The following is a 26,338-nucleotide window of genomic DNA, read 5'->3' as shown; positions in this document are numbered from 1 at the left end:
ATTTTTGAAGGTGGGATATTGAAAGTAGTTGCATTTAACGGGAGTCCAAGAAGGGACGGAAATACGTCTATTTTAATTGATAAAGTTTTAAATGAATTAAAAAAAGAAGGAATTACTACAGAACACATACACATTGCTGGCGGAAAGCTTAGGGGATGTACTGCATGCTACAAGTGTTTTGAAACATTAAACAATAAATGCATAATTGAATGTGATATAATAAATAACTGCATAGAAAAGATGATTGAAGCTGATGGAATAATTTTGGGATCTCCAACTTATTTTACAGACGTTACTGCTGAAATGAAAGCATTAATTGATAGAGCTGGCTTTGTAGCAAAAGCAAACGATGATATTTTAAAAAGAAAAGTCGGAGCAGCAGTTGTTTCTGTAAGGCGGGCTGGGGGAATTCATGTTTTTGACACAATAAATCACTTCTTTTCAATAAATCAGATGATAGGTGTTGGATCAGACTACTGGAATTTAGGAATGGGTCTTGATATTGGTGATGTTCAAAAAGATGCCGAAGGATTACGTACAATGGAACTACTTGGACAAAATATGGCGTGGATTTTGAAAAAAATTAACGAATAATACTAATAAATACAAAATAATCTTAAAAATCGTTTAAATCTTTTTTTAAATTTTTTAAAAAAGCAGGATTAATGTATCTACCTTTGGAAAACCATGTTTTCATTGACTCTCAACAGATACTCAAGATGGCCGCCTTGTAGGTAGAACTGCTATTGGCAGTATCACGAAATCAACTGCCAAGTAATGTTGTATTTTTTATTATATATACTTGATTTAACTCAAATTTCCGGTAAATTCTCTTGTAACGATTGTAGCGTAATTTCCGCGCTCAAGTTTAAAGCTCAGTTCAAAAATTTCATTCTCAAACCTGCTTTTAAAGTCATAAATTGGAGTTACCATTTTTCTTCTAGTTCCGTAGAAATTTCCAAAGTCTTCAATTTTGAATTTCTTCAAATCAAGATTTTCCCTTTCAACAATTTCTTTTTCAATTTCACCCTGAATTCCACCGCTAAATTTAGTATCATATCCAATTAACGTTCCTGTTGGAGTATTGTCTTCCAATATATCACCTTCTAATGCATCAAACCCGTAATCAAATCTTTTGTTTATCATTTCATTGAATAGGTATGCTTGATAAGCATTTACAAACATGCTGTTCAACTGTGGCGGTAATGCAGTAAAAGCCATTTTAAAGTCTTTATATTTTAAATACTGCTGAATTAATCTTTTTTCGTAGTCGTGGTTTCTATTAAATAATTTTAAAGCTTTTTTAAATTCACCCATATCAACGAGTTTTCTTGCTTCAAGCGAATCGCCGGTTTCACTTATTGGAGTTCCACAGTATGTGTAAAATGCACTTTCAAAGTCTCTTTCATAGATAAATTTTCCAACGATATGTGTGATTGGCCTAACAAGTCCAAATCTCTGTATTCCATAGTAATTTAATACATAATCTAATTTTAAATCGGAAATTCTTTTAATTTCGTCTTTTGAAAGATTTAAGTCTCTAATTTTTATCGTAAACTTGTTTCCCCAGAGGTCCCCCATTCTGAGTTTTTTGTTTGATTTTTGAACATCGCGAATGACAATATCTTTAATGTTAATATTTTCAAGCTGTTCTTTTTTAAGTCCAAAACACCCAAATCTTTGGGTAGTTACTGCAAATTTATCCTTTGTTCCTGCAAATCCAAAATTTTTCCTTTTTGTTTTCGTTGCTCTTACGATCTGTTTTAATGCATCCATCGTGTTCCAGTTCGTTTTTTCAACTGTAAAATGGATAAATGAGCCGTGCCACTTTTCAACATCTTCAAAACCGATTTCCTTTCCAACTTCTAAAACTGTTCCTTTTGGAGTTATTTCTTCAACAATGAAATCTTCAGGATATTTTTTAAGGGTTCCATCAAATCTTTCCATATCTAGAATGAATTTATCAATGTTTATCGGCATTTCGTTTAATTTCTGCCTTATTTTATTATTTCTAAATTTAAACTGTTTTTCTTTTCTAAACTGTTTAATTATGTCTTCACTTTCTTTTTTTCTCGCATTCTGAATAAATAGGGGTTGCATGGTAAATCTCCATTTAAAAATTAGTTTTATATAATTTGATAGCGATGTTTACATAAATATGTTTTTAGCGAATAAAAATTTCTAAATCTAAATTTAATTTAAATTTTACCTGGATTTAAGTGGTAATTATGTATATTGGAATTGATGACACAGACAGTAGAGAACACTACTGCACGACCTATGTTGGAACTATTCTTCAGGAAGAACTTCAAAAAACGTATCTTATGGATACTCCAAAGTTAATTAGGATGAACCCGATGGTTAAATATAAAACTAGGGGAAATGGCGGAGTTTGTTTAAGAATCATTGAAGATGAAAAAAAATTAAATGAATCAGAAATTGAATCCATTAAAAAATTAGTGATTGAAACAGTTGAAAAGTTCAGCGATTTTGATTGTGAAAACACAAACCCTGGAATTGTTTTTTTAAGCGAAGAAAATTATCAAAAAAACCAAAAAACACTTTTAAATTACTATAATTCGGTTTTATACGATATTTTAAAAGTAAATGATTCTGAAAAAATACTCAATGAAATCGGTGCAGAATATATAAAATACAAAAAAGGACACGGGATAATTGGAGCTCTTGGTGCAATTGCTTCAAAACCGCCATTTACTTACGAACTTTTGGCATACCGAAAAAGTGAAAAATGGGGAACAGAGCGAGAAATTGATATTGATTCAATAATAAAAATGGATACTGATACATTTCCTTTTACATTTAACAATATTGACGGAAAAAAATCGATAATTACTCCCCACACGCCATGCCCTGTTCTTTACGGGATAAGAGGAATTTCAAGAGAAATTTTAGAAAAAGCTAAAAATACTGTAAAATCGGATGAAGTTGATAAATGCCAGCTGTATATCACAAATCAGGGAACTGACGTTCATTTAAAATTTTCTAAAATAAACGATATTTATCCAGATACTGGAGTTATTTCTTACGGTAAAATCGTTGAAAATCCAAAAGAAATAACTGGCGGACATGTTTTATTTAAACTGAAAGATGATACCGGCGAAATTGACTGTATTGCCTATGAACCAACCAAGGAATTTAGAAATATTGTCAGAAAACTCAATTGTGGCGACCTTGTTGGAGTTTATGGGACAGTTCGAGAGGATCCGTTTGAAATAAATATTGAGAAATTAAAAATAGTAACACTTCAAAAAATATATGAAAAAAATAAATTTTGTGAATGTGGCGGAACCCTGAAAGCTAAAGGGTTAAAAAGCGGGTATAAATGTAATATTTGTGGTAAAAGAGTTAATTATAATCAAATAAAACTAAATGAAGTAAAACGGGGCATCAAAGAAGGATTCTACGAAGTTCCACCTTCTGCAAGGAGGCATTTAAGTAAACCTATCGTGTTATATGACTTTGATCTGGAAAATATAAAGTAAATTATTTATTATATAATTATACATTTCATTATATCAATGTGATTTTATGCTTGAAGAACTTTTGAATGGAAATATCGAAAAAAAGACGATAACTCAAATTTATGGGCCCCCTGGTGTTGGAAAGACAAATATTTGTATAATTTCAATGTTAAAAGCAATTGAAAATGGCAAAAATGTGGTTTACATCGATACGGAAGGGAGTTTATCTATTGAAAGAATAAAACAGCTGTCTGGAAAGGATTGTGATGAATTACTTAAAAATATAATAATTTACGAACCGTCTTCATTTGAAGAACAATCCGAAGCTTTAGAAAAGATATTTCTTCTTGAAAACGTTGGACTTATTATAATTGACGGTATTGTTTCGCTTTATAGGCTCGAACTCTGTGACAAAATCAATGAAAATACTAAATTAAATAGAATGCTTGGAAAACAGATTTCAAATCTTTTAAAAGTATCCCGACAGAAAAATTCTGGAATTTTGATTACGAACCAGGTGAAAGACTCGATAAATGGTATCGAACCTGCTGGAGGGAGGCTTTTAGAGTATTGGAGTAAATCAATCATAAAGATTGAAAAAAGTGAATCCATTAGAAAACTTACCTTAGAAAAACACCGACACGCAAAAGAAGGTGAGAATTTAAGGTTCAAAATACTTCAGAATGGTCTTGAAATAATAAATAAGTCCTATCAATAAACTTTTTTCTAATTATATTAATTTAAACCTGTGCTTTATAAAAAAACTATATATATCATGTTTCACACATATGTGTAAGTAGTCATTTTATAAGGGGGGAATCGCATGAGAATACTTTTAAAGCTGTTTGTAGAAAGCCAAAATCTTGGAAAAGCCATTAATGCACTTTCGGAAGGTGGAATTTCTGGTTTTTACTTAAAGGAGTACCAGGGGATGTCACCCGATGATTGGAAAGGTTTTTTGCTTGCAGAAGAACCTGAAATGGCAATAAAAATAGTTAATGAGTTATCTCAGGACACAGTGGTTATAAATTCGATAGTAAATATCGAATGCCTCGGAAAAATAAAAGAGCTTGTTAGAAAAAAGCTTGAAAATGATAGATATACATTAGTTGAACTCCCAGTTCTAGGAATGGAAGTCAATTCACCAGAATAAGTGATTTTAAATGAAATTTAGAAAAGGAAGACCAAAAATACTTCGTCTTATCTCTGAAGAACCGCAGTTTAAATTATTTAAGCCTGTTGGAATACCCCGGACTGATCTTGAATCGGAAGTATTGACTTTTGAAGAATTAGAGTCCATTAGGCTTGTAGATTATTTAAATCATCCTCATGAAGATGCTGCTGACGAAATGGGTATATCAAGACGAGTATTTTGGAATATTTTAAAATCTGCAAGAAAAAAAGTTGCAGATGCATTAATAAATGGAAAAATGATTGATATTGGCGGCGGGTACTATAAAATAAGGGATTGTAACTATGAAGACGAATGTCAAAGGGGTAAATTTTGTAAATACGGGGTATCCAACTGTTTAAGATTAAAAAATAGAGATAGTGAATAATTGCATCGCTTAGGTGGTATTAATGTTACTTTTGGAAGTGAAAAATGTTTCAAAGAGTTATGGGGACACAGAAGTACTAAAAAACGTAAGTTTTGAATTAAATGAAGGGGACGTTATGGGAGTTCTGGGCAGGAGTGGTGCCGGAAAATCCGTACTTTTGCACATGTTAAGGGGTATGGAAGGATATGAACCTACCTCTGGACAGATAATTTATCACGTTGCATACTGCCCACATTGTGAAAATGTTGAAGCTCCATCTCAGGTTGGAAAAAAATGTGAATGTGAAACCGAATATGTTGCAAAATCTGTTGATTTTTGGAATAATAATGAAATTACCTATGCATTAAAGAAAAAAATTGCGATAATGCTCCAAAGAACATTTGCACTTTACGGTGAAAAAACTGTTGCAGAAAACATCATGGAAGCTTTAACTGCCGCAGGATATGAAGGAAAAGATGCAACTGAGTGGGCATTAAATCTTATCAAAATGGTAAAACTTGAGCACAGGGTTGCACACATTTCAAGGGATTTGAGTGGTGGTGAGAAACAGAGAGTTGTTCTTGCAAGACAAATTGCGAAAAATCCTGTTATATTCCTTGCCGATGAACCAACCGGAACACTTGACCCAAAAACTGCAAAATTCGTTCACAATGCACTTACTGAGGCAGTCATAAAACACAATATTGCAATGGTTATTACATCACACTGGCCAGAAGTTATTGAAGAACTTTGTCAGAAAGCAATATGGCTCGATAAAGGAGAAATGAGGCTTGTAGGCGAAAGTAAACATGTTGTAGAAGAATTTATGAAAACTGTTACTTCAATGAAAGAATTTGAAAAAGTTGAGGTAAAAGATGAACTTCTAAAACTCGAAAATGTTGAAAAAAGATATGTTTCAGTTGACAGGGGTATTGTAAAAGCTGTTGACGGAATTGACGTTTCAATCAATGAAAAAGAAATTTTCGGGCTTGTTGGTGTGAGTGGTGCTGGTAAAACCACGCTTTCAAAAATAATTGCAGCAGTAATTCCTCCATCAAAAGGAAACTACGAGTTCAGGCTCGCGGATGAATGGGTTGACATGACAAAAGTAGGTCCACTTTATCGGGGACGTGCAAAAAGATACATTGGAATGTTATTCCAAGAATACAGTCTTTATCCGCACAGAACGATTCTTTACAACCTTACAGAATCAATAGGACTTGAAATGCCTGGTGAATTTGCGAAAATGAAAGCAGAACACACTTTAGTTTCTGTTGGATTTACTGAAGAAGAAGCTGAAAACATGCTTGAGAAACACCCTTCAGAACTTAGTGTCGGTGAAAAACACAGGGTTGCTCTTGCACAAGTTTTAATCCGTGAACCTCACCTGATTTTATTGGACGAGCCAACTGGAACAATGGATCCAATAACGAGAAATCAGGTTGCAGAATCTATCCAAAAATCAAGAAGTGAACTCGATCAAACATATGTTATAGTATCGCACGATATGGACTTTGTTTTAAATGTGTGCGATCGGGCAGCTTTGGTAAGGGGCGGAAAAATAATTAAAACCGGAAAGCCTGACGAAATCGTAAAAATATTGTCCGAAGAAGAAAAAGATGAAATGATCGGCCATTAAAAATATTTTAATTTTTAGTTTATTCAATTATTTTTTCAAGGTATTGAACTTCATTAATTATAATATCTATTTTTTCCTGTTTTAAAAGAGTTTTATCATATATTAAATCGTTTAATTCAAAATTCAAGGCCCCTTGGTAATTATATTCATTTAAAAGTGAATTTAGTGTTTCATCGAAATTTATTCTGGATTCACTCAATGGGTAGTGGTCTTTTGAATTTACACCTGAAATATGCATATTTTTAATTTTTTTGTGGAAATTTTTGATAAAATCAAGTGAATTTTCACGTGCATGCGCAATATCGAGAGTCATGTACAGTTTTTCAAATTTATCAAGCGTTTTTTTCATCGATTCAATGTTGTGGCAGATATTGTTTATTTTTTCAGGAGAATTTTCAAGACAAAGGGTTATTTCATTTTTTAATGCATAATTTATCGATTTTTCTAAATAATCATCGAAATTATTGTACTCTTCATCTGTCGGAATTCTTGCTGTGGGTCTTTTTCCAGGATGTATTGTCAAAAGTTCTGATTTAAATTTTTTTGAGAGATCAATTGCCCAAAATGTTTCCATTAACGTAACGAGCCTTATATTTTCGTTTGTCGAAGAGGAATTTAGCTCGATATATGGGGCATGGATAGTTACATCTAATTTTGATAGTTCAGTCTTAACATTATTTATATAATCTAAATCATTTCTTTTTTTCCAAAATTCGGGATTTTCTGGAAAAAATTCCATATTTTTTAAGCCGATTTCTAAGAATATATCTACAATTTCTCCAATATCATATTCCCAAAAAAACAGCGATGAGCAACCTATTTTTACCATGATTTAAATATAGTTATTTTTAATTATAAATGTTTTGAGGGATATTATGGACAAAATGCTTGAAAAGTTTGAGGGAAGCATTTTGGGGCTTTCAATAGGCGATGCGCTCGGCATGCCAACAGAATGGTTTACAAAAGAAGAAATCGCAGAAAAATATGGTTTAATCGACAATTTTGTAGATCCCAAAAATAAATTTAACGGAATTTTAAAAGCAGGACAATATACTGACGATACGGATCAAACAATTGCAATACTAAATTCTTTTGATGTAAGGGGATTTAATAACGATATTTTTATTAAAGAACTTATAAAATGGTACAACAATAATCCAGTTGGAATGGGGCCAACGAGTACAAAGGCAATCGAAAAATTAATTAATGGGGACACTACGGGGTGTGATTCGAGAACATGTGGCTCTTCAATGAGAGTTGGGCCTTTAGGACTTTTTTATTTTGGAGAATATGATAAATTAAAAGAAATTACAATTAAAGCTACAAAATTAACCCACAATAATGATGAAGCAATTGCAGGTGCTCTTTCGATTGCATTTTTTGTTGCAGAATCTGTAAACAATGTAAAATCGGAAAAATCCATCAAAAGATGTGCAAAATTTATTGAAGATGTTTCTTACGACTTTTCAGAAAAGATACTTCTTATAAATGATTTAAATTCAGCAAATGATGCTTATGAGTTATTTGATACTGGCCTTCCTGCAATTGAATGTGTTCCATCAGCAATTGCAACATTTTTAAGAACTGATACGTTTAAAGATGGAATGATTTCATGTGTAAATGCTGGAGGGGACACTGACAGCATGGGAAGCATGTATGGTGCAATTGCAGGAGCTTATTATGGGGTATCGAATATTCCTGAACTTTGGATAGCAGGTCTTCAAAATAAAGATTTATTGGTAGATTTATCTAAAAAACTCTACAAATTAAGATTTAAAAAATAAATAAAGCGAAGATATATAAAATATACTTTTTATATTAATATAAAGAACTAGATTGGTGAAAATCATGGCAGACTACGATTTTGAAATAACGAGCAGGCCTTCATACTCTCTTTTAAAAATAAACTTGAAAGATCAGGAAATAATGACTGAAACAGGTTCGATGGTTTATAAAGATAATGGTGTAAATATCGAAACTTCTGCTAAGGGGGGAGTTTTAGGAGTTTTAAAAAGAGCTGTTGTTGGGGAAAGCATATTCATGAATAAATTAAGCGGTTCAGGAAAAATTGCACTTGCACCCGGTTATTCTGGAGATATTGTTCACCACGAACTCAATGGAACATTATATGCAAGTAGCGGTGCATATTTAGCATCTTCATCAGATTTATCAATTGATACCAAATTTGGTGGCGGTAAAACATTTTTCGGTGGAAAAGGTCTATTTTTAATGAAAATTGAAGGTTCTGGAGATGTATTTTTATCATCATATGGCGCAGTTGAAGAAATAGACTTAAATAACGAATCAATAATGGTTGACAACGGAAACTTGGTTGCATTTACTGGAGATTTAAGTTATAATCTTGGAAAAGTTGGCGGTTTAAAATCAACACTTCTTGGTGGTGAAGGTTTAGTCTACAACTTCAGCGGAACTGGTAAAATTTATATTCAAACTAGAAATATCGAAAGTTTCATCGATTTTATAACACCTTACCTTCCAACGCCAAAACAGGGATAATTAAGTTTAAATAATTACAAATCAAAAATTAAAATGGAAATAAAAATAGAAAAGGGGATATAAATGGTTAAATTAACAGAAGAAATGAAAACTGAGATAACTGGTCTTTTATTTTTAGCAACATCTTCAAAAGATGGAGTTCCAAATGTAGCTCCAATGGGTGCAAACCAGTTCGTTGGAGACAAACTCGTAATTTCAGACAATTTCATGAAAAAAACACTTGATAACATTAAAGAAAACCCCGTAGTTGCAATAAACGTTGCAAACTGTAGATCACACCCATTCCAGTACAAAGGAAAAGCTGAAATCGTAACTGACGGAGAATACTTTGAAAAAGCAAAAGAATTAAACAAAGTAAAAGTTCCAGGATTAACCCCAAAAGGTGCAATTGTTATCACAATTACAAGTATATACAGTGTAAAACCTGGACCTGACGCTGGAAGCTTAGTTGAAACAGATGATTAATTTTTTGAAAATAAATTCTCTTTTTTTAAATTTAGTTTGATGTATTAAAACAGTTTTAAATTTTTTTAAATATTCTAAAAAAAAAGAAATTTAAGTGCGATTTTAGCACTGATTTGGAGTTATAATAAGCCTGCCGCATCTAAAGCTAACTTAACTTCTTCGGTTGAAGCTGCTTTTTCCAAGTCAACTTTTTTGTCGGTTGGTTCAACGTGTTTTAAGTTGCATCTTCTTCTTTTAACGCTACCGTCGATAACTACAAAGTTTTTGTCTAATACTTCAACGATAACACAGGTGTTTCCTGCTTCTCTTCCTAAAGTTTTAATGCAAACTCTTCCTACTTCAATTGCTGCCATAATTATTACCTCATCTTATTTTTTGTTAATGCGAATGTCGCCAATCACATGTCATACTTCAAACAGAGAGATTTACTACCATCTAAGCTTTCAAGTTGTCAATGGCTTTTTCGATGATATTAAATACCCCTTTAGCGTCCCATTTCGAGGACTCGATTGTTAAATCGTATATTGATAAGTCATCAATTTCGATATTATATATTTCTTTATATCGTTTCTTTTCGCTAGTTTCTCTTGAAATCATTTTTTCAAGTGCTAGATCAACGTTCTCGTTTTCACGTTCGCTGATCCTAATGCATCTTACCATCGGGTCTGCTTTAAGCCAAATGCTTAAATCCGGTTTTATGTCACTTCTTTTGAGGATCCATCCAGCAAGTCTACCTTCAAGGATTAAATCCCCTGATTGAGCTGCCTCAACCTGTCTTCTGTCAATTTCGTTGTCAACTTCAGTGTTTGTTTCTGCATAACTGCTGAATTCTTGAAGGGTCATATTCATTTCTTTTGCCATGTCTCTGAAGATAAATCCTGCACAGACATGGTTTAACCCATACTTTTCTGAAAGTAACTTAGAAGTCGTTGTAGTCCCTGTACCCGGCAATCCTCCAACGGTAATTATCATTTTAGCACCTTAGAAGTTCCTAGCTTTTGCGACCATCATTTTTTTAACACATTTTGGGCACAAGTTGCCACCAAATGGTCTTTCTGGTCTTTTTTCTGTTTTAGCTAATTTTGTGATTTCTACTGCTCTTCCTCTAGGTACTCCATTTAATAAAGCACCGCAAGCACCACATACAGCTTTTGATTGTTTTTTTCTTCTATAGTGCACGATTGAACTGTTTCCAGGTGCTTTTCTGTACACTTTTTTAGATGAACCTGACTTATATCTTGGGGCAGGCATAGTATAACCTCCAAATGGTTTTCCAAAATCTATTTTACTTAAAAGTATATAAAGTTTAGGTACATTTTAGGGTATTTTCTATATTGGCCATTTTTTACACCATTTTAAAGAATTCAATTCAAAAAAATAGCATTCACTGCAGGTTTAATTTTTAAAAAATCGCAGAGAAAACAAAATTTGGAGAAATGTCCAAATTATGGCCGTACCATAACATCATTACTATCGTAACCAAATATAAAAAGGTTATCTTAATACTGGAAAGTTTATATGTTGTTAAATTCAAAATTATATCATAAATAAATAATCTTAAACGGGGGATATATATGAAAATGAGTATTAGAAATCAGTTTACTGGAAAAATACTTGAAATTGTGGAGGGGCAGGTAGTTGCAAAAGTCAAAGTGGACATTGGTGGAGGAAATACAATTGTTTCAGTAATTACACTTGACGCAGAAAAAGAACTTGGCTTAAAAGTTGGAGATACGGTAACTGCATTAGTAAAATCGACTTCGGTCATGATTGAAAAATAAATACTTTATTAACGCCAAATAACTTTTTTGTTAGGGGTCAACAATAAAAAATCGAATACCCCTTTATATATCTTGAAAAGTAATATACTTTTGAGGCCATTATTTATATATAACTATTTACCCAAATCCAAAGAACATAAATCCAACGAAAATATTTTGGTGTCAATATGAGTAAAACTATTCTGAGTGTCGAAAAAACATTAATTGCCAATGTATCTTCCCTTTTATCAAGTGAAGTTAGGGCAAAAATATACATATTTTTAAGAATGAATCCACAAAGCACTGTGGAAGAAATAGCGAAAGGAACTGGAGTATACCCGTCAACTATTCGAGAATCAATATTTGAAATGTACAATGAAGAGTACGTTATTCGAAAGAAAATGGATAGAGAAGGCCTCGGTAAAAAACCGTACCTTTATTCTGCAATAGCACCTGCTGAATTAGTACAATTGATTTCTGAATCTATAACTGAAAAGTTAAATGATTTAGCGTCAGTTGATGAAAAAATTAGCGGTAAAAACGTTGAAAACGCTTTAAAAGTTGCTATTACAATAGAATCTAATTAATTTTCTTTTTTTATATTATTTAATTTATTAATGCTTTTAAAAATATTAATTATTATTACTATATTAAAATATCTAAATTAATTACGCCTTGAATAAAAGTCTTATTTTAATTGAGAATCTTTAACATGTTTCTCTTTATATGGAAACTCTTTTTCAAAAATTTTCAATTCTTCCTCAGTAACTATGAAAACTGGATTTACATAGAATTTGCCTGAAATATTATAAAGAGAACCTTCATTTAATTCAAGTGCCATAAATTCTTCGAAATTTTCGCCTTCTGAAGTTTGGATGTCGTAATTTTTAGCATTTTTAAAACCAAATCGATGGTAATAATTGGGATTTCCAAAAATTATTATTCCAGGATATCTTAATTTTCTAGCAACTTTGATGGAATGGTTCATTAAGAGAGTTCCAATCCCCTTACCCTGATAATTAGGAAGCACAGAAATAGGTCCCATGCATAATATTTTAAATTTTTCATCATTTTTATTAATTACATCTGCAATCGAATAAATAATATTTCCAACAATAGTTTCACCTTCAAGAGCAATAAAATCCAGTTCTTTAATAAAAACATCTGTTTTTCTTAATTTATGGAGAACTAAATGTTCTTCACATCCTGGTCGATATACGTCCCAAAAAGCTTCTCTTGTTATATTTTCCACAGTTTTAAAATCACTTTTATCTTCCAATCTAATCGTTATATCCATAATTATCTCCTCAAATATAGTATAATACAAACCTGATTTAAAATGGTATAAAATTTTTTCTAAATGGTCAAAGTAAAAAAAAGTAAGGTCGGGATTAAAATCCAAGAAGTGTTCCAAGGTTATATGTTATTATTCCAACAACTGTTGCAAGTGCTAAATTGTAACCTATTCCAAAGGCAGTCCATTTCAAACTTCTCGTTTCAAGGTATAGTGTTGCAAGCGTTGCAAGGCAGGGAATATAAAGTACCGAAACAAGCGTTAATACGAAAGCTTTTAATGGGCTGAATGCTGCCGAGATATTTTCTGGATACAGTATGCTAAAACTTGAAACAACAAGTTCTTTTGCAAATATTCCAAATACGAGGGATATAGCAGCTCTCCAGTCAAGCCCCATGTAAATCGTTACATGTTCGAGTATTTTTCCAACAACTGCGGCGTAATTTGCATCGGGAGAGGGGTAATTTACAAGTCCATAGAATAAAATGGAACCTGCGGCAATAACGGTTCCTGCTTTTTTTAGAAATTCTTTGCTTTTTTCCCAGGTCATTTTAATAATATTGTCCCAATCTGGAATCCTGTATGGGGGTAATTCAAAGATGTATTCTTCAGATTCACCTTTCATGAATTTACTTAATACGTATGACACCAAAAAGAGCAGTGCAAATGTAATTGCAAGAATGCTTAATGTAAAAAGTGCAGCATGTTCTATGAAGAAAAATGATGCAAAAAATCCGATTATAACAAATCTTGCAGAGCATGGAACAAGGGGCGTTACTAAAAGCGTAATTAACCTTTCTTTATGGCTTGAGATAAACCTCGTACCCATTAATGCAGGAACACTGCATCCAAAACCTGTAATTAATGGGATAAATGATTTTCCGCTTAATCCTATTTTAGACATGATCGAATGTGTCAGTGCAGTAACTCTTGATAAATAGCCTGTATCTTCAAGAATTGATAGCGAAAACATTATCAAGAATACTATTGGGAAGAATTCGAGTACTCCTCCAACTCCTGCAAGTAATCCATCAACAATTACTCCAGAAAGTGATTGTGGAAGGATAGTCATCAAATAATTTCCAAGTATTTCAAAGAATGTACCTATAAATCCTGCAAAAATGTCCCCAACACCAAATACGAAGTTGTACATGGTGTAGAGTACTACAGCAAATATCATGAATCCGTAAATTGGGTGAATTACAATTGTATCTATATCTTCATATAATTCGCTATTTACCATGACGCCTGCTAAAATCTCATCACATTTTTTGTATCTCTGTTCTACAATGTAGCTTTCAACGTCATGTTTTATTTCGTCCTCTATTTCAAGTTTCATGTCTTTTACATATTTTATAAATTCTGGATATTTTGAAAATTCATTTACGACATCAGGGTCTTTTTCAAGAAGTGATATTGCAATCCATCTTTTAGGAAGCCTTTCATAGGTTTCACTGATATTATACTGAGTATTTTCTAATTTATTGATTATTTTTTCGATATTTTCTTCCAAAAGTGGCGAATATGTAATTTTTACAGGTTCACCCGCTTTGTATTTGTAAATTGTTTCTTTTAAGTTATCAATTCCGATTTTATGTCTTCCAGAAGTCCTTATAACTGGAACACCTAATTTTTCACTCAGTTTTTGATCATTTATAAAAATACCAAATTTTTCCGCTTCATCGATTAAATTTAGGCATAAAATTGGGCTTATTCCAAGGTCTAAAAGTTGTATCGTCAAATAAAGGTTCCTGTTTATATTCGGGGTGTCGATTACATCAATAACTGTTATTTCATTATTTTCGATGAGATAGTCTCTTGCAATCTTTTGATCTATCGAATCCGACATCAATGAATATATTCCTGGTAAATCGACTACAATGTAGCTTTCACTATTTTTTTTAAAGAACCCTTCCTTTTTTTCAACAGTAACGCCAGGCCAGTTTCCGATTCTCTGTTTCATTCCGGTTAGGTGGTTGAAAAGGGTAGTTTTTCCAACGTTTGGTTGACCAAGCAGTGCAATAATATTCTTCTCATCCATCATATTCACCAGTTTTTATTCCGTATTACACTTTCCTTTGCAGTTTTTCTTCTCGCTACAGCATGAGCAGCTGGCTTTCACTATTTTTTTTGAAATTTTAACGAGAATTCTTTCTAAAATATTTTCTTTTTTCTCTTTTTTTAAATTTTCCATATTTATCACACAAAAGTTTTTCACATAATTTTAATTAGGTTAAATAATTTAAGCTGACTTAAATATTTTTTTGTAAATTATGTTATAAATTTTTATGAATAGAATTTTCTTAAATTATTCTACAAAAATCGATTCTGCCATGCCTCTTCCAAGGGCAACTTTTGAGTTTCCAACCCTAATCAGTACAGGGCCTCGGTTAGTTCGTGATATCAGGGTTATTTTACAGCCTGGAAGAATTCCAAGTTCATAAAATTTTCTACAGTGTCCTTCAACCTTAACTACCATATATGATCCTGGGTCTTTGAGCAAAAGATTTTCCATATGACCACCAAAGTTATATATACAAATTAATTAAGATAAATTAAATAATTTAACTTAGCTTAAATTCTATAACTTTTTGAAACTATATATATCTTTTCATTTGGCGATAACATGGTATCACAAAATATTGAGGACTATCTCGAAAACATATTTTTATTTATTAAAGAAAATAAAAGGCCGGTAAAAACAACCGAACTTGCAAAATTAATGAAGGTTCAGCCCGCAGCAGTAACCAGTATGGCAAAAAAACTGCACGGTGACGGATTGATAGATTATCAGCCGTATATTGGAATAAATCTTAAAAGTTCTGGCGAAAAAATTGCAAAAGAAACGATTCGAAAACACAGGATTATTGAATATTTTTTTAACTGAAATTTTAGGTCTTGATCTTGAGTTTGCACAAGAAGAGGCATGTAAAATAGAGCATGCTGTATCTGACAAAACGATCGAAAAGTTATATGAATTTATAGATCGTCCTGAAAAGTGTCCTCACGGCTACAAAATAAATTTAAAGTAATAATTATAATCAAATGTTAAACTTTTTTTTAAATATTATCCATAATTTAAACTTTTTTGACATTAAATTTCTAAAAAAACTAAATCATAACGGTTAAATATTTTTTACCACTATATTTGCAATAGTTAATTGTTCTGATTTTATTTTAGTTTAGTGTTAATATTAATTGAAGGTGCAGCTTATGGCCGGAAATATCAGTGATGAAGATATTCAACAAAACATTTTAAAACATCTTTATAAGATAAACAGCAGGGATGATGACGCTTTTTTGTCGTGTGAAATATTTAAAGAAGAATTATCGTTAGATCGGGCAGATCTTTATCGAAACATTGATACCTTAAAACAAAAGGGATTTATAGATATGGGAAATAATCCTGGATTAACCGGTTATTCTATAAAGTTATCCGAAAAAGGAATGGATACGTTCGAAAATCCTAAATTTACGAGAGAAGAAATTGAAAAAGCATATAAAACATTTAAAATTTATGCTGAAGAAGTAACGAACGCATCTTATGATACATATACAAAATCACTGGCTGCATTTTTAAATTATTGTAAAAATAATGAAGTTTTAGAGTTTGTAATATTTAAATTCAACTTAATAGAACGAGATTTTGAAAAATGGTATGATAATTTTTTAAATTCGAAAATGCACGCACATACTCTTCCATTAGACGAAGATGAGAAAATTTCAATAATTTACAAATTTTTAAACGAAATTAATTCTGGAAAGATTAAAATTTCGGAATTTGTCAAATCAGCCTACAAAATTTCAGGAAAAACTGAAAAAACGATTAATAAATTTAATCAAAGTATATTTCTGCATTTTGTGAAGGGAATTGATATAAGGCTCAAAAAATTGATGAGTAAGATTGAATCGGTTCCTGAAAAAACTGAAACTGATGAAAAAGAAGTTATTAAAAAGGAAGAATTGCCTAAAATTTCAAAAATTGAGGTAATTGATTCGGATTCTGTTACTTCAAAAAGAAGACTCGAAAACTTTGAAAAGGATAATAAAGTTGTGATATATCCTTCAGAAGTAATTGATGGGGATGCTCTAAGCAGAAAACTTTCGAAAAATAGCTACAACATGGATAATCTGGAAAATGCATTATTAAAACTTTCAGAAGAGCTTAGGAATGATAATAAATCTGTTGCAGCAATATCTGCAGTGTTTTTACTGTCAAGAAATATCGATTCGTCTGATCTTTTGGAAACTCAAAAACTGCTAAATGAAGCAGTATCTGCAGAACCGTGCTTGAAGGACAAATTTAAAGACATTGCAATGGCTTCAAGTATCGAAGTAGCGAATACGGGCATTATTAAAGGAATACTTGCACTCTTTTAAGTTTTATCTTGTCATATTTTTTTATTTTTTTTTATTCCAGTGATTTATTCATTTAACTTGAAAGTGTATAACCTGTTTAAAAGTACAAATAATATATAAAATGAATACCATAATCTGATATATGGCAAAAGAGGTGAATGTTTTGCAAAAAACAATGGAAAATCTTTCAAAAGCATTTATTGGGGAAAGTCAGGCTAGAAATAGGTATACAATATACGCAAAAATTGCTCAAAAAGAAGGCTACGAAAAAATAGCAGAAATATTTACCATGACTGCGGAACAAGAGCGAGAGCATGCGAAATGGTTATTTAAATTAATAAATTCGCTTAAAAAAGATAATGAACCTGCTGAAATTCTTATTGATGGAGCAGCAGTTCCTACAGCATACAAAACTACTGTAGAAAATTTAAAAGCTGCAGCATCTGGTGAAAATTACGAACACACTGAAATGTATCCAGAATTTGCAAAAATTGCAAAAGAAGAAGGATTAGCTGAAATTTCAGACAGATTACTTGCAATTGCAGAAGCTGAAAAGCACCACGAACAAAGGTACCAAAAATTAATTGCACAGCTTGAAAATGGTTCAATGTTTAAAAAAGGTGAAGAAATATACTGGACCTGCAGAAAATGCGGATACCTTGTAAAAGGAAAAGATGCGCCAGTTGAATGTCCTTCATGTGGGCACCCAACAGCATACTTTGAAAAGCAGTGCGAAGAATATTAATCCTTTTTTTTAATTTTTTAAGGTCTTTTATTTTTAAATTTAAGTCAGAACTAATATAAACTCAAGATTACCTATTTTATAATGATTAAACTCTTTCGTTTAAGTGAACTTATTTAAATTATCAAATTTCAATCGGTAAACCCGGTGAAAATCAATGAAACCAAAAGACGTTGTTTCTTTTGCGGGAAGAAACATAACTCAAAAAAAGACACAGAGTCTTTTAACAATAATTGGTATTGTTATAGGCATTTTAGCAATAGTTAGTCTGATCTCTCTTGGGTATGGTGTTCAGAATTATATTACTGAAGAAATATCCAAAGCAGGGGCCAGTGTTATTACCGTATACCCCTCACAGCAGATCACAAGTATTGCAATGTCTAAAAATTTTAATGATCAAGATTTAAAGGCAGTAGAAGGCGTTAGGGGTGTTGATGTTGTATTGTATGGGTGGTTTGGTGGAACACAGGTAACTTATCACGATCAGGAGTATTATTCGAGTGTTTTTGCAACGAAATCTTCAACCTACCAGATATTTTTTACAGAAGCTTATGGTTATGAGCTTGAAAAAGGTAGGTGGATGAAAGACAGCGATAAATACACCTGTGTTATTGGTTACAGCCTTGCACACGATACATTCGATAGAGAAATAGATATTGGGGATAAAATTGAAATCAATGATAAAAAGTACAAAGTTGTGGGTATTTTAGAACAGATTGGAAACCCTGACGACGATAATTCTATTGTAATACCTTATGAAGCTGCATCAGAGGTTTTTGATGTGGATGATGAGTACAACATGTTTATGGTTAAAATAAAAGACGGAGAAGATGTAACCAAAGTTTCAGAAGATATTGAAGACGAACTTGAAGATTCAAGAGGGGACGAAAACTTCTCAGTTTTAACTGCAGAACAGCTTGCTGAATCAATTAGCAGTATTTTCAGTGTTTTAACAATATTTTTAGTTGGTGTTGCAGGAATTTCTCTTCTTGTTGGAGCAGTTGGAATTTCAAACACAATGCACATGAGTATTTTAGAAAGGAGAAAAGATATTGGAATTTTAAAAGCACTCGGTGCAGAAAACAATACAATCCTCTCAATATTTGTAGTTGAAGCTGGATTTTTAGGATTATTCGGCGGAATTATTGGAACGATACTTGGAATATTAATTGCAAAAGCTATCGAGTATATCGCAGCAATTTCGGGATATGGATTGATTAGAGCATGGATTTCCTGGGAATTAATTGTAGGAGTTTTAGTATTTTCATTTGTAGTTGGAATATTAAGCGGTTATTTCCCTGCAAGAAGCGGTGCAAAATTAAACCCTGTTGATACTTTGAGAGGGGAATAATTATGATATTAATAGAAACAAAAAATGTAATCAAGACTTATGGGGTTGGTGAAGCTAAATCCAACGTTTTGAAAGGGGTTAATTTAAAAATTGAAGAAGGGGAATTTGTAATGATAATGGGCCCGAGTGGCTGTGGAAAATCCACATTAATGAATGTTTTGGGTCTTTTAGATGTCCCTTCAAAAGGCGATGTTTACATAAAAGGTAAAAAAACCACGAAAATGAACGAAAATGAACGTGCAGTATTTAGAAGAAAGATTAGTGGATTTATATTCCAGCAATTCCATTTAATCGGGACATTAACTGCTTTAGGAAATGTTGAACTCCCTATGACACTGGATGGAAAAGAAGAAACGTTCAGACAAAAACGAGCTAAAGAATTATTGAATATCGTAGGTCTTAGTGAAAGAGAAAATTATAAACCCTCACAACTTTCAGGCGGACAGCAGCAAAGGGTTGCAATTGCAAGATCCCTTTCAAATAATCCAAAACTACTGTTTGCAGATGAGCCTACGGGAAATCTTGACAGTAAAAGTGGTAAACAGGTAATGGAGATACTTGAGAACTTACACCACGAAGGAATGACGATTGTAATGGTTACTCACGATAACTACATGATAAAATACGCTACAAAGGTTATTCGGATGAAAGATGGTGAAATTCTCGAAATCGATAAGGTTAAGGATGGAGAGGTTGTTGAAACCGAAGTTGTTAAAAAAGAGGCTTAAGTGCTGAATGGTAAAATTTTATGCAGATATGGAATTTTCAGTACTTTCAAGATGAATAAACCAAAGGATAAGATTTAGAAAATACTGGAATAATTCTTTAAAACTAAAAATACAAAATAAAAAAATTGAGATGGTTGGTGGGATAATGTAATTGTTAGTTAATATATGATTTTGTTAAATAACATCCAACCTTAAAAATTAAAAAGAGTGATATGATGAGACTTTTGGCTAAGTCTGGACTATTATTACTTGTATTTGCATTATTAACAAGTTCTTATGCATTATCTGTGGATGATCCTCAGTATGTTGTAGATAATTCTGAATTTGGTGAAACAAATCCAAACGTTATACATCCTGGAGACGATGTAAACATCTGGATAAAAGTGGTTAACGACAACTACGATAAGCAGTTAAAGGATATAAAAGTAGAGATAAGCCCACATTATCCGTTTGAAATAAAGCAAGTAAACCCTGAAACAGGTGTAGCTGAAATTTCACATCTTAACGAGGGCGAAAGTGATACGGCATACTTTAAAATACATGTAAGCGAGAATGCACCTTCTGACGAGTATAGAATTGATGTTACTGTAACTGCAACAGAATATGAATTAGGAGACGAACCAAATGAACGAGAAAAAACATTAACAAAAATATATTACGTTCCAATATATGGTATTGCTAAATTTGAAATTAATTTAGACGATAACAACCCCATAAACCCTTCAGAATCTGAAGAGCTTGAAGTATATATTAAAAACCAGGGAACTGGAACTGCAAAATATTTAACGCTAAATTTAGCTGGAACAAGTGATTTAAACATTGTTGGACCAACGACGTTTTATTTGGAATCACTATCCCCTCAAACCCAGAAATTGATAACAGTTGATGCATACGCAATTCCAACGACTGAAGATGGGATTTATTCAATAAATGCAAATATTGAATGGATTGGGGAAGATGGTGCAGAATATACTTCATCAATTCCGATAAATCTGAAAGTAAAAAGTACAATTTTTGATAACCAGCCGTTTTTATATCTTGATGGTGTGAAAGCAATTTCTGGAGGTCAGGAAGTAACAATTGCGCTTGCAAACAGGGGAACTTCAAAATTAAAGCACTGCGTACTTGAAATTGATGGTGCAGTTGAATTAAACGATAACTATATTCGATATATCGGAGATTTGGAAGAAGATGATTCAGATTCTGGAATATACGAATTAGAAGTTTTTGGAGATTCAAAAACAAATATCACTGCAACACTGACATACTTTAATGAATACCACGAAGAATTCACCATTACACAGGAATTTGAACTGGATCCCGCTAACAGCCAGGTAAAACAGGAAGGAACTAACTATACATTTATTGGACTAATTATCGTTTTAGCAGTTGTAGCGTACATTTTATATAGAAGATGGAAGAAGAGGAAAGACTCTGAAGAAGAATAATAAATTATTTTTTTCTTAAATTTTATTAAGTGGTTGAGTATGACAGGTCTTGAAGTTAATAAAAAATTTTTAAAAGCACTATCTTCGCGTTCAAGAATATCCATTTTAAAAGCACTCGGAAATAAAAATTACACAGTAACAGAACTTTCAAAAAGTCTGAAACTATCCAAATCAACTGTACATGAACATTTATCGATACTGGTTGATGGAGAGCTTGTAAAAAAGAATGAAGATGGTCGAAAATGGGTATACTATGGATTAACGGAAAAAGGACAGTATTTAATTATGAATGATCTTGAAAAAATGATTATATTGTTCCCGATGTCTGTAATCGTATTTTTAAGCGGTTTATACAGTATATTGTTTCTTAAACTTGGAAGCAAAATGCAGTTAATGGATTCAACTTTTCAGGCTACAAACGATGCTCTAAAAAGTGCTGAATTTGAAGTAACGGCTTGCAGGATTTCAGAATCTGTAAATGTCGTTAATTCTGATTTAAATCTTTTAATCGGTACAGGATTGATATTAATAAGTTTACTCATCGCATATCACGTAATTTCGAAAATAACATACAGATCAAATTAATCATTTTTTTTATTTTCAATTAAAAACTGTTCGGAACTCACCGAACGATTTAAAAACTATTTTTAAGTGTTAATACACATTGTTTATTATTAATATAAATGGTGATTTTATGAATCGCAATATAATTATTATTTTAGGGCTAATTTTAGTAACTTCTGCAGTTTTTTTAACTTATAACCCGGAAAACGATTCTGGAATAAGTTATACTGGAGACTTTGATATGGTTCCCGCAGATTCAGAGGGAAATTTTAATAATTTTTTAAAACTGGCATCTGATTCAGGCTATTATTATGGTAGCAGTAATATTGCAGTAAAAGAGGATATAACTTATGCGACTGCCAATGAAGACAGTTTAAGGGATTCTGGGTATTCCGATGCGAGGTATTCCGAGACAAATGTTCAGGTAGTGGGCGTTGATGAAGCTGATATTGTAAAAACAAATGGAAAATATATATTTTACACGACGCAAAGTCCAGCATGGGTTAATTATTATGGTGGGCAGAGTACTTACGTAATTGATGCATTACCTCCTGAAACTGCTCAGGTAATTGGAAATATCACTGATGGTGGCAATCTTTACCTTGAAGGGGATAATTTAGTCGTAATTACTTATGATGGAATTAAAAATTACAATATTTCAAATCCAAAAACGCCTGAATTGGTCTGGGCAAAAGATTTAAACGGGTCATATGTTGATTCAAGATTAATTGATGGTGAATTATACATAATAATTCAGGAATATGGAATAACCGGGCCAATAATCTGGAATAACGTTAAAATAGGATACGATGATATTTATCTTCCAGTAATTCCCGAAATTATTCGCCAAAACTTTGAAACAACGTATATTATTTCATCAATAAACGTTGAAAGCGGAGAAATTGAAAATACGGCTGCACTGGTTGGTTCATACAGTAATACAATATATGTTTCAGAAGAAAATATTTATTTTGCTTATGAACTGGATTACGATGAAGATAAACTGATGATGAAGTTTGTGGCGGAAAATGCTGATAAATATTTCCCAAAAGAAGTTACAGACAAACTTGATCGAGTATTTTCAAATACTGATTTTGGAGACAGTGCAAAATACGTACAGATGACTGAAATTCTCGAAGATTACATAAAAACACTATCCTCAGAAGAAATAAATAATTTAGAAAATGAAATTGAAAATGATTATGAAATTTATTTGAAAGAACACTGGGAAGAACTTGAAGGAACAGGTATTGCAAAAATAAGTCTCGATGACTTCAAAGTAACAAGTGGAAAAGTTCCTGGAACCATTTTAAACAGCTTTTCAATGGACGAATACGAAGGAAATTTAAGAATTGCAACAACAATTGGAAATGACTGGAGATTTAGAGATATTCAAACAAATAACATCTACGTATTCGATGAAAATATGGATGTTATTGGAAAAGTGACTGGTCTTGAAGAAGGAGAAAGAATATACTCTGCAAGATTTATGGGGGATAAAGCATATGTTGTAACATATAAAGAGACGGATCCGTTACTTGTAATTGATTTAGACGATCCAAAAAATCCGGAGTTACTAGGGGAACTGAAAATTCCTGGATATTCTACTTATTTACATCCAATTGGAAATAATAAATTAATTGGGATTGGAAAAGACGATTCAAATATGGTAAAAATTTCATTATTCGATGCAACTGATCTTGAAAATCCAAAAGAACTTTCAAAATATTCATTAAACGAGTACTGGTCAGTTGCCCTTTACGAACACCATGCATTTTTGTGGGATGCTGAAAAAGAAATACTCGTACTTCCCGCAGGAAGCCACGCATACGCTTTCGAAGTTAAAGAAAGTGGAATTAAAATGGTTAAAGATGACGTTTTCAAAGACTACAGCGTTTTAAGGTCTTTGTATATTGGAGACTATCTCTACACGTTTTCAAACTATGAAATACACGTAATTGATGAAAATACTTGGAAAACTGTAAAAACGATTAATTTACCAAAATATGAATATCCATACCTTGAACCATATATTGAACCAGTGGAAGATTTTACAGACGTTGAAATAGAAACTATCAATGAAAAAGTTGCTATTGGGGAAAATATATCGATAAAACTTGATGAAAACCCTACAACTGGCTACACTTGGAATTATTCGATAAGTGATGATGATAAAATAGAATTATTGTCTGACGAATACATTGAAGATGAAACAGATGATGGAATCGTTGGTGCAGGTGGAGTTCACGAATGGACTTTTAATGCAACTGAATCAGGCGAAGTAGAGCTAACATTTGATTACTACCGCTCATGGGAAGGGGTTGAAGGTTCTATAAATACAATAATCTATAAAATAACAGTCGAATAATTAAGACACTAATTTCTTTTTTTTAAATTTTTAAAATATTTTTCAAAAAAGTTAATTTTAATTCAAAACAAATATTAAAAGAGATTTAGAGGAATTATTGTCCTCTGTTAATTCTTTTGAAAGTGTTAGTCCATTTTAATTTTCTTCCAACTCTTCCGAGTTTGAAATTTTTTTCACACTTTGATGAACAGAAGTGCATAACTGAACCGTCTTTTTTAACGTATTTTTTTCCGCATCCAGGTTCAATTGTGCCTTCACAAAAGCTACATGTTTTCCATTCCATTGTAATCACCTAGCGGGAATTATTTTCTTCTTTTACCGAGTTGTTTTGCTTCTCTTTCGGTTTCTCTTAACATGATAAGGTCGCCTAATTTAACAGGTCCTTTCACGTTTCTTGTTAAAATCCTTCCTGTGTCTTTTCCACCTAAGATTTTGCATCTTACCTGGAAAATTTCACCAGTAACTCCTGTTCTTCCGTTAACTTGGATAACTTCAGCAGCCACTGCTTCCTGGTATACCATATCATCAGCCATTTAAATCACCTGATTTTATTTAATTGTTAGCTGCTAAACTTATGCTTTTAATCCATTTAATTTTTCAACTAAATCTTTTAATTCGTCAGCGCTTCCTTCAGCAACAACTGCAATAGCTGATGTAGGTACTTCTAAACCAGCAGCTTTTCCTAAAGCTTCTTTTGTTGAACTGTATGAGTATGCAATTCCTTTTTCGTCGCAAATTACTGGAATGTGTGCAACGATTTCTTCAGGTTGTACATCTTGTGCGATTACAACTAATTTTGCAATTCCTTTTTCTACTGCTTTTGTAACTTCGTTAGCGCCTTTTTTGATTTTTTCAGCGTTAGCAACTACTTCCGCAGTTTTTTCTTCGAGTTCTTGTGATATTTCAAATTTAACATATACAGCCATATTATGACCTCCTTCATCACTTAAAAAAATTTTTTTATCCGGATGGCGCCCACTCATATCATCATGGTTTTAAAAGAGCGGCAACTACCATATATTGAAAAGTGGTATATAATAGTTATGGTGTAATCTACTGGAAATTTAGAAAATTTAAAAATCAACCGGTATTCCAAGAATTTCCTTTTTACCATTTAGGATATCTTCTGCAATCATTGCACTGCCTATTGCACCACTTTCCCCATTTAAAACAAGAACATTTCCATCGATATTTTCTTTTATCATTTCAGAAACGTTCGGGTTTTCCCATGTTCCAATGGATCCTGCAAGAATTACATTTCTTTCAGGTGTTAAAAACATTAACGAATTTATTTCCATTGAAACACTTAAAACGAGTGAATCAACTGCCAAAGTGCATTTATCGTCTTTTTTATAGTTATTCATAATTTCAAATTTTGTATCTTCAACGCCTTTGTAAGAATCTGTAACTTTAACAACACCTGCTTTTGAAAAAGCTTCATTTGCAGTGATTTTATTTGCATCGATATTTCTAATTAATTCTAGATCAAGGGGCCCGTGTAATATTCCAACAGCACCAACGCAAGCATCAAATCCGCCAAATATTTTACCGTCTTTTATTAAAAGCGTAACTGTGTTTGAAGAAATGTCTGAAAGAATGAAATTTTCAAAACCAAACGTTTTGTATGCATTGTAGCAGATGGATATTTTTTCAGGAGATGCAATATGCGAAAAAAGGGCGTTAAATCTTTTATCCATACTTTTTACGCTATTGTGAAGTCCTGGAATAACAATTGCTGGAATATCTGATGATTTTATTTCATCATAAACTTTCGTTCCGCCACCAATTTTTTTTCCAATTCCTTCAAGGTTAATTACACCCCTGTTTTCAACCCGTTTTATATCCGTTATTTTAGCTATTCCATCGCCCATAGAGTAGCATACACCCATCAGGTCGATTTCATTTAAATTAACATGTTTTTCAAGTTCTTTTAAAAAAGAATTTTCGTTTATTTCGGTTCTTTTCATCTTAAAAATAGATTTTACAGTTTTGTTTTCCATCACACATGCGGTAATTCCGGATGTGCCGTGATCAATCCCTACAACAATCATAATCTCCCATACAAAAGATAATAAATTTCAAA

31 protein-coding genes and 1 pseudogene are annotated in these 26,338 nt (G+C 32.2%); 19 read left to right on the top strand and 13 right to left on the bottom strand.

The genetic code is table 11. The features are described 5' to 3' along the window. Positions 1-18 precede the first annotated feature (18 nt). Positions 19-594, top strand: coding sequence for a flavodoxin family protein (locus MMJJ_RS01840; RefSeq protein WP_104837421.1), 576 nt, complete (start codon positions 19-21; stop codon positions 592-594). Between the two features lie 213 nt (positions 595-807). Here the strand turns inward: MMJJ_RS01840 and truD are convergent, their stop codons facing one another. Continuing rightward, positions 808-2,100, bottom strand: coding sequence for a tRNA pseudouridine(13) synthase TruD (gene truD, locus MMJJ_RS01835; RefSeq protein ID WP_104837420.1), 1,293 nt, complete (start codon positions 2,098-2,100; stop codon positions 808-810). Positions 2,101-2,228: 128 nt separating this feature from the next. Between truD and MMJJ_RS01830 the strand changes: the two genes are divergently transcribed. The 5 genes from MMJJ_RS01830 (at position 2,229) to atwA (ending at position 6,659) form a co-directional block, all read left to right on the top strand. Further along, on the top strand, positions 2,229-3,503 hold the full coding sequence (locus MMJJ_RS01830; protein WP_104837419.1) for a tRNA(Ile)(2)-agmatinylcytidine synthase: 1,275 nt from the start codon (positions 2,229-2,231) through the stop codon (positions 3,501-3,503). Between the two features lie 46 nt (positions 3,504-3,549). Continuing rightward, positions 3,550-4,200 carry a DNA repair and recombination protein RadB gene (gene radB, locus MMJJ_RS01825; RefSeq protein WP_011170561.1) on the top strand — a complete coding sequence of 217 codons (651 nt, stop codon included), beginning with the start codon at positions 3,550-3,552 and terminating at the stop codon, positions 4,198-4,200. Between the two features lie 105 nt (positions 4,201-4,305). Continuing rightward, complete coding sequence (locus tag MMJJ_RS01820) at positions 4,306-4,635, top strand: MJ1244 family protein (RefSeq protein ID WP_011170562.1); 330 nt, start codon at positions 4,306-4,308, stop codon at positions 4,633-4,635. Positions 4,636-4,645: 10 nt separating this feature from the next. Continuing rightward, positions 4,646-5,041, top strand: a complete 396-nt coding sequence (locus MMJJ_RS01815) for a DUF134 domain-containing protein (RefSeq protein WP_011170563.1) — start codon at positions 4,646-4,648, stop codon at positions 5,039-5,041. 22 nt (positions 5,042-5,063) lie between these two features. After that, positions 5,064-6,659, top strand: a complete 1,596-nt coding sequence (gene atwA, locus MMJJ_RS01810; RefSeq protein WP_011170564.1) for a methyl coenzyme M reductase system, component A2 — start codon at positions 5,064-5,066, stop codon at positions 6,657-6,659. 19 nt (positions 6,660-6,678) lie between these two features. On the opposite strand, the gene MMJJ_RS01805 is transcribed toward atwA, so the two are convergent. Continuing rightward, positions 6,679-7,488: a sugar phosphate isomerase/epimerase family protein gene (locus MMJJ_RS01805; RefSeq protein ID WP_104837418.1), complete on the bottom strand. Its 810-nt coding sequence runs from the start codon at positions 7,486-7,488 to the stop codon at positions 6,679-6,681. Between the two features lie 46 nt (positions 7,489-7,534). Here MMJJ_RS01805 and MMJJ_RS01800 point away from each other — a divergent pair, with 46 nt between their 5' ends. The 3 genes from MMJJ_RS01800 to MMJJ_RS01790 all read left to right on the top strand — a co-directional run bounded on the left by MMJJ_RS01800 (position 7,535) and on the right by MMJJ_RS01790 (position 9,641). Further along, the gene (locus MMJJ_RS01800) at positions 7,535-8,443 is read left to right on the top strand and encodes an ADP-ribosylglycohydrolase family protein (RefSeq protein WP_104837417.1); all 909 of its coding nucleotides are present in this window, start codon (positions 7,535-7,537) and stop codon (positions 8,441-8,443) included. Between the two features lie 64 nt (positions 8,444-8,507). Beyond that, positions 8,508-9,176, top strand: a complete 669-nt coding sequence (locus MMJJ_RS01795) for a TIGR00266 family protein (protein WP_104837416.1) — start codon at positions 8,508-8,510, stop codon at positions 9,174-9,176. Between the two features lie 63 nt (positions 9,177-9,239). After that, entirely contained in the window at positions 9,240-9,641 is a 402-nt protein-coding gene (locus MMJJ_RS01790) for a pyridoxamine 5'-phosphate oxidase family protein (protein ID WP_011170568.1), read from the top strand. A 119-nt stretch (positions 9,642-9,760) separates the two neighbouring features. Here the strand turns inward: MMJJ_RS01790 and MMJJ_RS01785 are convergent, their stop codons facing one another. The 3 genes from MMJJ_RS01785 to MMJJ_RS01775 form a co-directional block, all read right to left on the bottom strand. Further along, positions 9,761-9,994: a 50S ribosomal protein L14e gene (locus tag MMJJ_RS01785; protein ID WP_011170569.1), complete on the bottom strand. Its 234-nt coding sequence runs from the start codon at positions 9,992-9,994 to the stop codon at positions 9,761-9,763. Positions 9,995-10,076: 82 nt separating this feature from the next. Beyond that, on the bottom strand, positions 10,077-10,613 hold the full coding sequence (gene cmk / locus MMJJ_RS01780) for a (d)CMP kinase (RefSeq protein ID WP_104837415.1): 537 nt from the start codon (positions 10,611-10,613) through the stop codon (positions 10,077-10,079). Positions 10,614-10,622: 9 nt separating this feature from the next. Then, entirely contained in the window at positions 10,623-10,892 is a 270-nt protein-coding gene (locus tag MMJJ_RS01775; RefSeq protein WP_011170571.1) for a 50S ribosomal protein L34e, read from the bottom strand. Between the two features lie 323 nt (positions 10,893-11,215). Here MMJJ_RS01775 and MMJJ_RS01770 point away from each other — a divergent pair, with 323 nt between their 5' ends. Further along, complete coding sequence (locus MMJJ_RS01770; protein ID WP_011170572.1) at positions 11,216-11,422, top strand: TOBE domain-containing protein; 207 nt, start codon at positions 11,216-11,218, stop codon at positions 11,420-11,422. Between the two features lie 167 nt (positions 11,423-11,589). Next, the gene (locus MMJJ_RS01765) at positions 11,590-11,988 is read left to right on the top strand and encodes a winged helix-turn-helix domain-containing protein (protein WP_104837414.1); all 399 of its coding nucleotides are present in this window, start codon (positions 11,590-11,592) and stop codon (positions 11,986-11,988) included. A gap of 101 nt (positions 11,989-12,089) precedes the next feature. Here MMJJ_RS01765 and MMJJ_RS01760 read toward each other — a convergent pair whose 3' ends face one another. From MMJJ_RS01760 to MMJJ_RS01750, 4 genes are all read right to left on the bottom strand, one after another. Next, entirely contained in the window at positions 12,090-12,698 is a 609-nt protein-coding gene (locus MMJJ_RS01760; RefSeq protein WP_104837413.1) for a GNAT family N-acetyltransferase, read from the bottom strand. 94 nt (positions 12,699-12,792) lie between these two features. Continuing rightward, a complete protein-coding gene (gene feoB, locus MMJJ_RS01755) occupies positions 12,793-14,736 on the bottom strand; it encodes a ferrous iron transport protein B (RefSeq protein ID WP_104837412.1) in 1,944 nt (647 codons plus the stop codon). A gap of 15 nt (positions 14,737-14,751) precedes the next feature. Continuing rightward, complete coding sequence (locus MMJJ_RS09260) at positions 14,752-14,889, bottom strand: hypothetical protein (protein ID WP_013999028.1); 138 nt, start codon at positions 14,887-14,889, stop codon at positions 14,752-14,754. 114 nt (positions 14,890-15,003) lie between these two features. After that, a complete protein-coding gene (locus MMJJ_RS01750; RefSeq protein ID WP_104837411.1) occupies positions 15,004-15,210 on the bottom strand; it encodes a FeoA family protein in 207 nt (68 codons plus the stop codon). Positions 15,211-15,321: 111 nt separating this feature from the next. Between MMJJ_RS01750 and MMJJ_RS01745 the strand changes: the two are divergent. The 8 genes and pseudogenes from MMJJ_RS01745 to MMJJ_RS01710 all read left to right on the top strand — a co-directional run bounded on the left by MMJJ_RS01745 (position 15,322) and on the right by MMJJ_RS01710 (position 24,255). Continuing rightward, positions 15,322-15,727, top strand: a pseudogene (locus MMJJ_RS01745) (metal-dependent transcriptional regulator). Between the two features lie 181 nt (positions 15,728-15,908). Further along, on the top strand, positions 15,909-17,075 hold the full coding sequence (locus tag MMJJ_RS01740) for an ATP-binding protein (protein ID WP_104837410.1): 1,167 nt from the start codon (positions 15,909-15,911) through the stop codon (positions 17,073-17,075). A 142-nt stretch (positions 17,076-17,217) separates the two neighbouring features. Next, positions 17,218-17,799, top strand: a complete 582-nt coding sequence (gene rbr, locus MMJJ_RS01735) for a rubrerythrin (protein WP_104837409.1) — start codon at positions 17,218-17,220, stop codon at positions 17,797-17,799. A gap of 154 nt (positions 17,800-17,953) precedes the next feature. Further along, entirely contained in the window at positions 17,954-19,147 is a 1,194-nt protein-coding gene (locus MMJJ_RS01730; protein WP_104837408.1) for an ABC transporter permease, read from the top strand. Between the two features lie 2 nt (positions 19,148-19,149). Beyond that, on the top strand, positions 19,150-19,875 hold the full coding sequence (locus tag MMJJ_RS01725) for an ABC transporter ATP-binding protein (RefSeq protein ID WP_104837407.1): 726 nt from the start codon (positions 19,150-19,152) through the stop codon (positions 19,873-19,875). A gap of 215 nt (positions 19,876-20,090) precedes the next feature. Beyond that, on the top strand, positions 20,091-21,323 hold the full coding sequence (locus MMJJ_RS01720) for a COG1361 S-layer family protein (protein WP_104837406.1): 1,233 nt from the start codon (positions 20,091-20,093) through the stop codon (positions 21,321-21,323). A gap of 39 nt (positions 21,324-21,362) precedes the next feature. Beyond that, a complete protein-coding gene (locus tag MMJJ_RS01715) occupies positions 21,363-21,908 on the top strand; it encodes a winged helix-turn-helix domain-containing protein (RefSeq protein ID WP_104837405.1) in 546 nt (181 codons plus the stop codon). 109 nt (positions 21,909-22,017) lie between these two features. Next, positions 22,018-24,255 (top strand): beta-propeller domain-containing protein, encoded by a 2,238-nt coding sequence (locus MMJJ_RS01710; RefSeq protein ID WP_104837404.1) that lies wholly within the window; start codon positions 22,018-22,020, stop codon positions 24,253-24,255. A gap of 94 nt (positions 24,256-24,349) precedes the next feature. On the opposite strand, the gene MMJJ_RS01705 is transcribed toward MMJJ_RS01710, so the two are convergent. The 4 genes from MMJJ_RS01705 to MMJJ_RS01690 form a co-directional block, all read right to left on the bottom strand. Further along, positions 24,350-24,538: a 50S ribosomal protein L24e gene (locus tag MMJJ_RS01705; RefSeq protein ID WP_011170583.1), complete on the bottom strand. Its 189-nt coding sequence runs from the start codon at positions 24,536-24,538 to the stop codon at positions 24,350-24,352. 19 nt (positions 24,539-24,557) lie between these two features. Further along, a complete protein-coding gene (locus MMJJ_RS01700) occupies positions 24,558-24,788 on the bottom strand; it encodes a 30S ribosomal protein S28e (protein WP_011170584.1) in 231 nt (76 codons plus the stop codon). 39 nt (positions 24,789-24,827) lie between these two features. Next, positions 24,828-25,181 carry a 50S ribosomal protein L7Ae gene (gene rpl7ae / locus MMJJ_RS01695; RefSeq protein WP_011170585.1) on the bottom strand — a complete coding sequence of 118 codons (354 nt, stop codon included), beginning with the start codon at positions 25,179-25,181 and terminating at the stop codon, positions 24,828-24,830. A 147-nt stretch (positions 25,182-25,328) separates the two neighbouring features. Then, entirely contained in the window at positions 25,329-26,306 is a 978-nt protein-coding gene (locus MMJJ_RS01690) for a methanogenesis marker 12 protein (protein ID WP_104837403.1), read from the bottom strand. Positions 26,307-26,338 lie beyond the last annotated feature (32 nt).

Source organism: Methanococcus maripaludis (assembly GCF_002945325.1).
Classification (GTDB): domain Archaea; phylum AGJL01; class Methanococci; order Methanococcales; family Methanococcaceae; genus Methanococcus; species Methanococcus maripaludis.
Note: the sequence above shows the minus strand (reverse complement) of the source record. Positions and strands in the feature narration are given on the sequence as shown.

What these genes read in the sequence shown, in the direction of transcription:
- MMJJ_RS01730 (WP_104837408.1), top strand. Translation starts at nt 17,954, where the DNA reads ATGAAACCAAAAGACGTTGTTTCTTTTGCGGGAAGAAACATAACTCAA.
- MMJJ_RS01705 (WP_011170583.1), bottom strand. Translation starts at nt 24,538, where the DNA reads ATGGAATGGAAAACATGTAGCTTTTGTGAAGGCACAATTGAACCTGGA.
- MMJJ_RS01765 (WP_104837414.1), top strand. Translation starts at nt 11,590, where the DNA reads ATGAGTAAAACTATTCTGAGTGTCGAAAAAACATTAATTGCCAATGTA.
- cmk (WP_104837415.1), bottom strand. Translation starts at nt 10,613, where the DNA reads ATGATAATTACCGTTGGAGGATTGCCGGGTACAGGGACTACAACGACT.
- radB (WP_011170561.1), top strand. Translation starts at nt 3,550, where the DNA reads ATGCTTGAAGAACTTTTGAATGGAAATATCGAAAAAAAGACGATAACT.
- MMJJ_RS09260 (WP_013999028.1), bottom strand. Translation starts at nt 14,889, where the DNA reads ATGGAAAATTTAAAAAAAGAGAAAAAAGAAAATATTTTAGAAAGAATT.
- MMJJ_RS01800 (WP_104837417.1), top strand. Translation starts at nt 7,535, where the DNA reads ATGGACAAAATGCTTGAAAAGTTTGAGGGAAGCATTTTGGGGCTTTCA.
- MMJJ_RS01750 (WP_104837411.1), bottom strand. Translation starts at nt 15,210, where the DNA reads ATGGAAAATCTTTTGCTCAAAGACCCAGGATCATATATGGTAGTTAAG.
- atwA (WP_011170564.1), top strand. Translation starts at nt 5,064, where the DNA reads ATGTTACTTTTGGAAGTGAAAAATGTTTCAAAGAGTTATGGGGACACA.
- MMJJ_RS01710 (WP_104837404.1), top strand. Translation starts at nt 22,018, where the DNA reads ATGAATCGCAATATAATTATTATTTTAGGGCTAATTTTAGTAACTTCT.
- MMJJ_RS01740 (WP_104837410.1), top strand. Translation starts at nt 15,909, where the DNA reads ATGGCCGGAAATATCAGTGATGAAGATATTCAACAAAACATTTTAAAA.
- MMJJ_RS01795 (WP_104837416.1), top strand. Translation starts at nt 8,508, where the DNA reads ATGGCAGACTACGATTTTGAAATAACGAGCAGGCCTTCATACTCTCTT.
- MMJJ_RS01760 (WP_104837413.1), bottom strand. Translation starts at nt 12,698, where the DNA reads ATGGATATAACGATTAGATTGGAAGATAAAAGTGATTTTAAAACTGTG.
- MMJJ_RS01690 (WP_104837403.1), bottom strand. Translation starts at nt 26,306, where the DNA reads ATGATTGTTGTAGGGATTGATCACGGCACATCCGGAATTACCGCATGT.
- MMJJ_RS01790 (WP_011170568.1), top strand. Translation starts at nt 9,240, where the DNA reads ATGGTTAAATTAACAGAAGAAATGAAAACTGAGATAACTGGTCTTTTA.
- MMJJ_RS01820 (WP_011170562.1), top strand. Translation starts at nt 4,306, where the DNA reads ATGAGAATACTTTTAAAGCTGTTTGTAGAAAGCCAAAATCTTGGAAAA.
- feoB (WP_104837412.1), bottom strand. Translation starts at nt 14,736, where the DNA reads ATGGATGAGAAGAATATTATTGCACTGCTTGGTCAACCAAACGTTGGA.
- MMJJ_RS01830 (WP_104837419.1), top strand. Translation starts at nt 2,229, where the DNA reads ATGTATATTGGAATTGATGACACAGACAGTAGAGAACACTACTGCACG.
- MMJJ_RS01775 (WP_011170571.1), bottom strand. Translation starts at nt 10,892, where the DNA reads ATGCCTGCCCCAAGATATAAGTCAGGTTCATCTAAAAAAGTGTACAGA.
- MMJJ_RS01785 (WP_011170569.1), bottom strand. Translation starts at nt 9,994, where the DNA reads ATGGCAGCAATTGAAGTAGGAAGAGTTTGCATTAAAACTTTAGGAAGA.
- MMJJ_RS01815 (WP_011170563.1), top strand. Translation starts at nt 4,646, where the DNA reads ATGAAATTTAGAAAAGGAAGACCAAAAATACTTCGTCTTATCTCTGAA.
- MMJJ_RS01700 (WP_011170584.1), bottom strand. Translation starts at nt 24,788, where the DNA reads ATGGCTGATGATATGGTATACCAGGAAGCAGTGGCTGCTGAAGTTATC.
- truD (WP_104837420.1), bottom strand. Translation starts at nt 2,100, where the DNA reads ATGCAACCCCTATTTATTCAGAATGCGAGAAAAAAAGAAAGTGAAGAC.
- MMJJ_RS01725 (WP_104837407.1), top strand. Translation starts at nt 19,150, where the DNA reads ATGATATTAATAGAAACAAAAAATGTAATCAAGACTTATGGGGTTGGT.
- MMJJ_RS01720 (WP_104837406.1), top strand. Translation starts at nt 20,091, where the DNA reads ATGAGACTTTTGGCTAAGTCTGGACTATTATTACTTGTATTTGCATTA.
- MMJJ_RS01805 (WP_104837418.1), bottom strand. Translation starts at nt 7,488, where the DNA reads ATGGTAAAAATAGGTTGCTCATCGCTGTTTTTTTGGGAATATGATATT.
- rpl7ae (WP_011170585.1), bottom strand. Translation starts at nt 25,181, where the DNA reads ATGGCTGTATATGTTAAATTTGAAATATCACAAGAACTCGAAGAAAAA.
- MMJJ_RS01715 (WP_104837405.1), top strand. Translation starts at nt 21,363, where the DNA reads ATGACAGGTCTTGAAGTTAATAAAAAATTTTTAAAAGCACTATCTTCG.
- MMJJ_RS01770 (WP_011170572.1), top strand. Translation starts at nt 11,216, where the DNA reads ATGAAAATGAGTATTAGAAATCAGTTTACTGGAAAAATACTTGAAATT.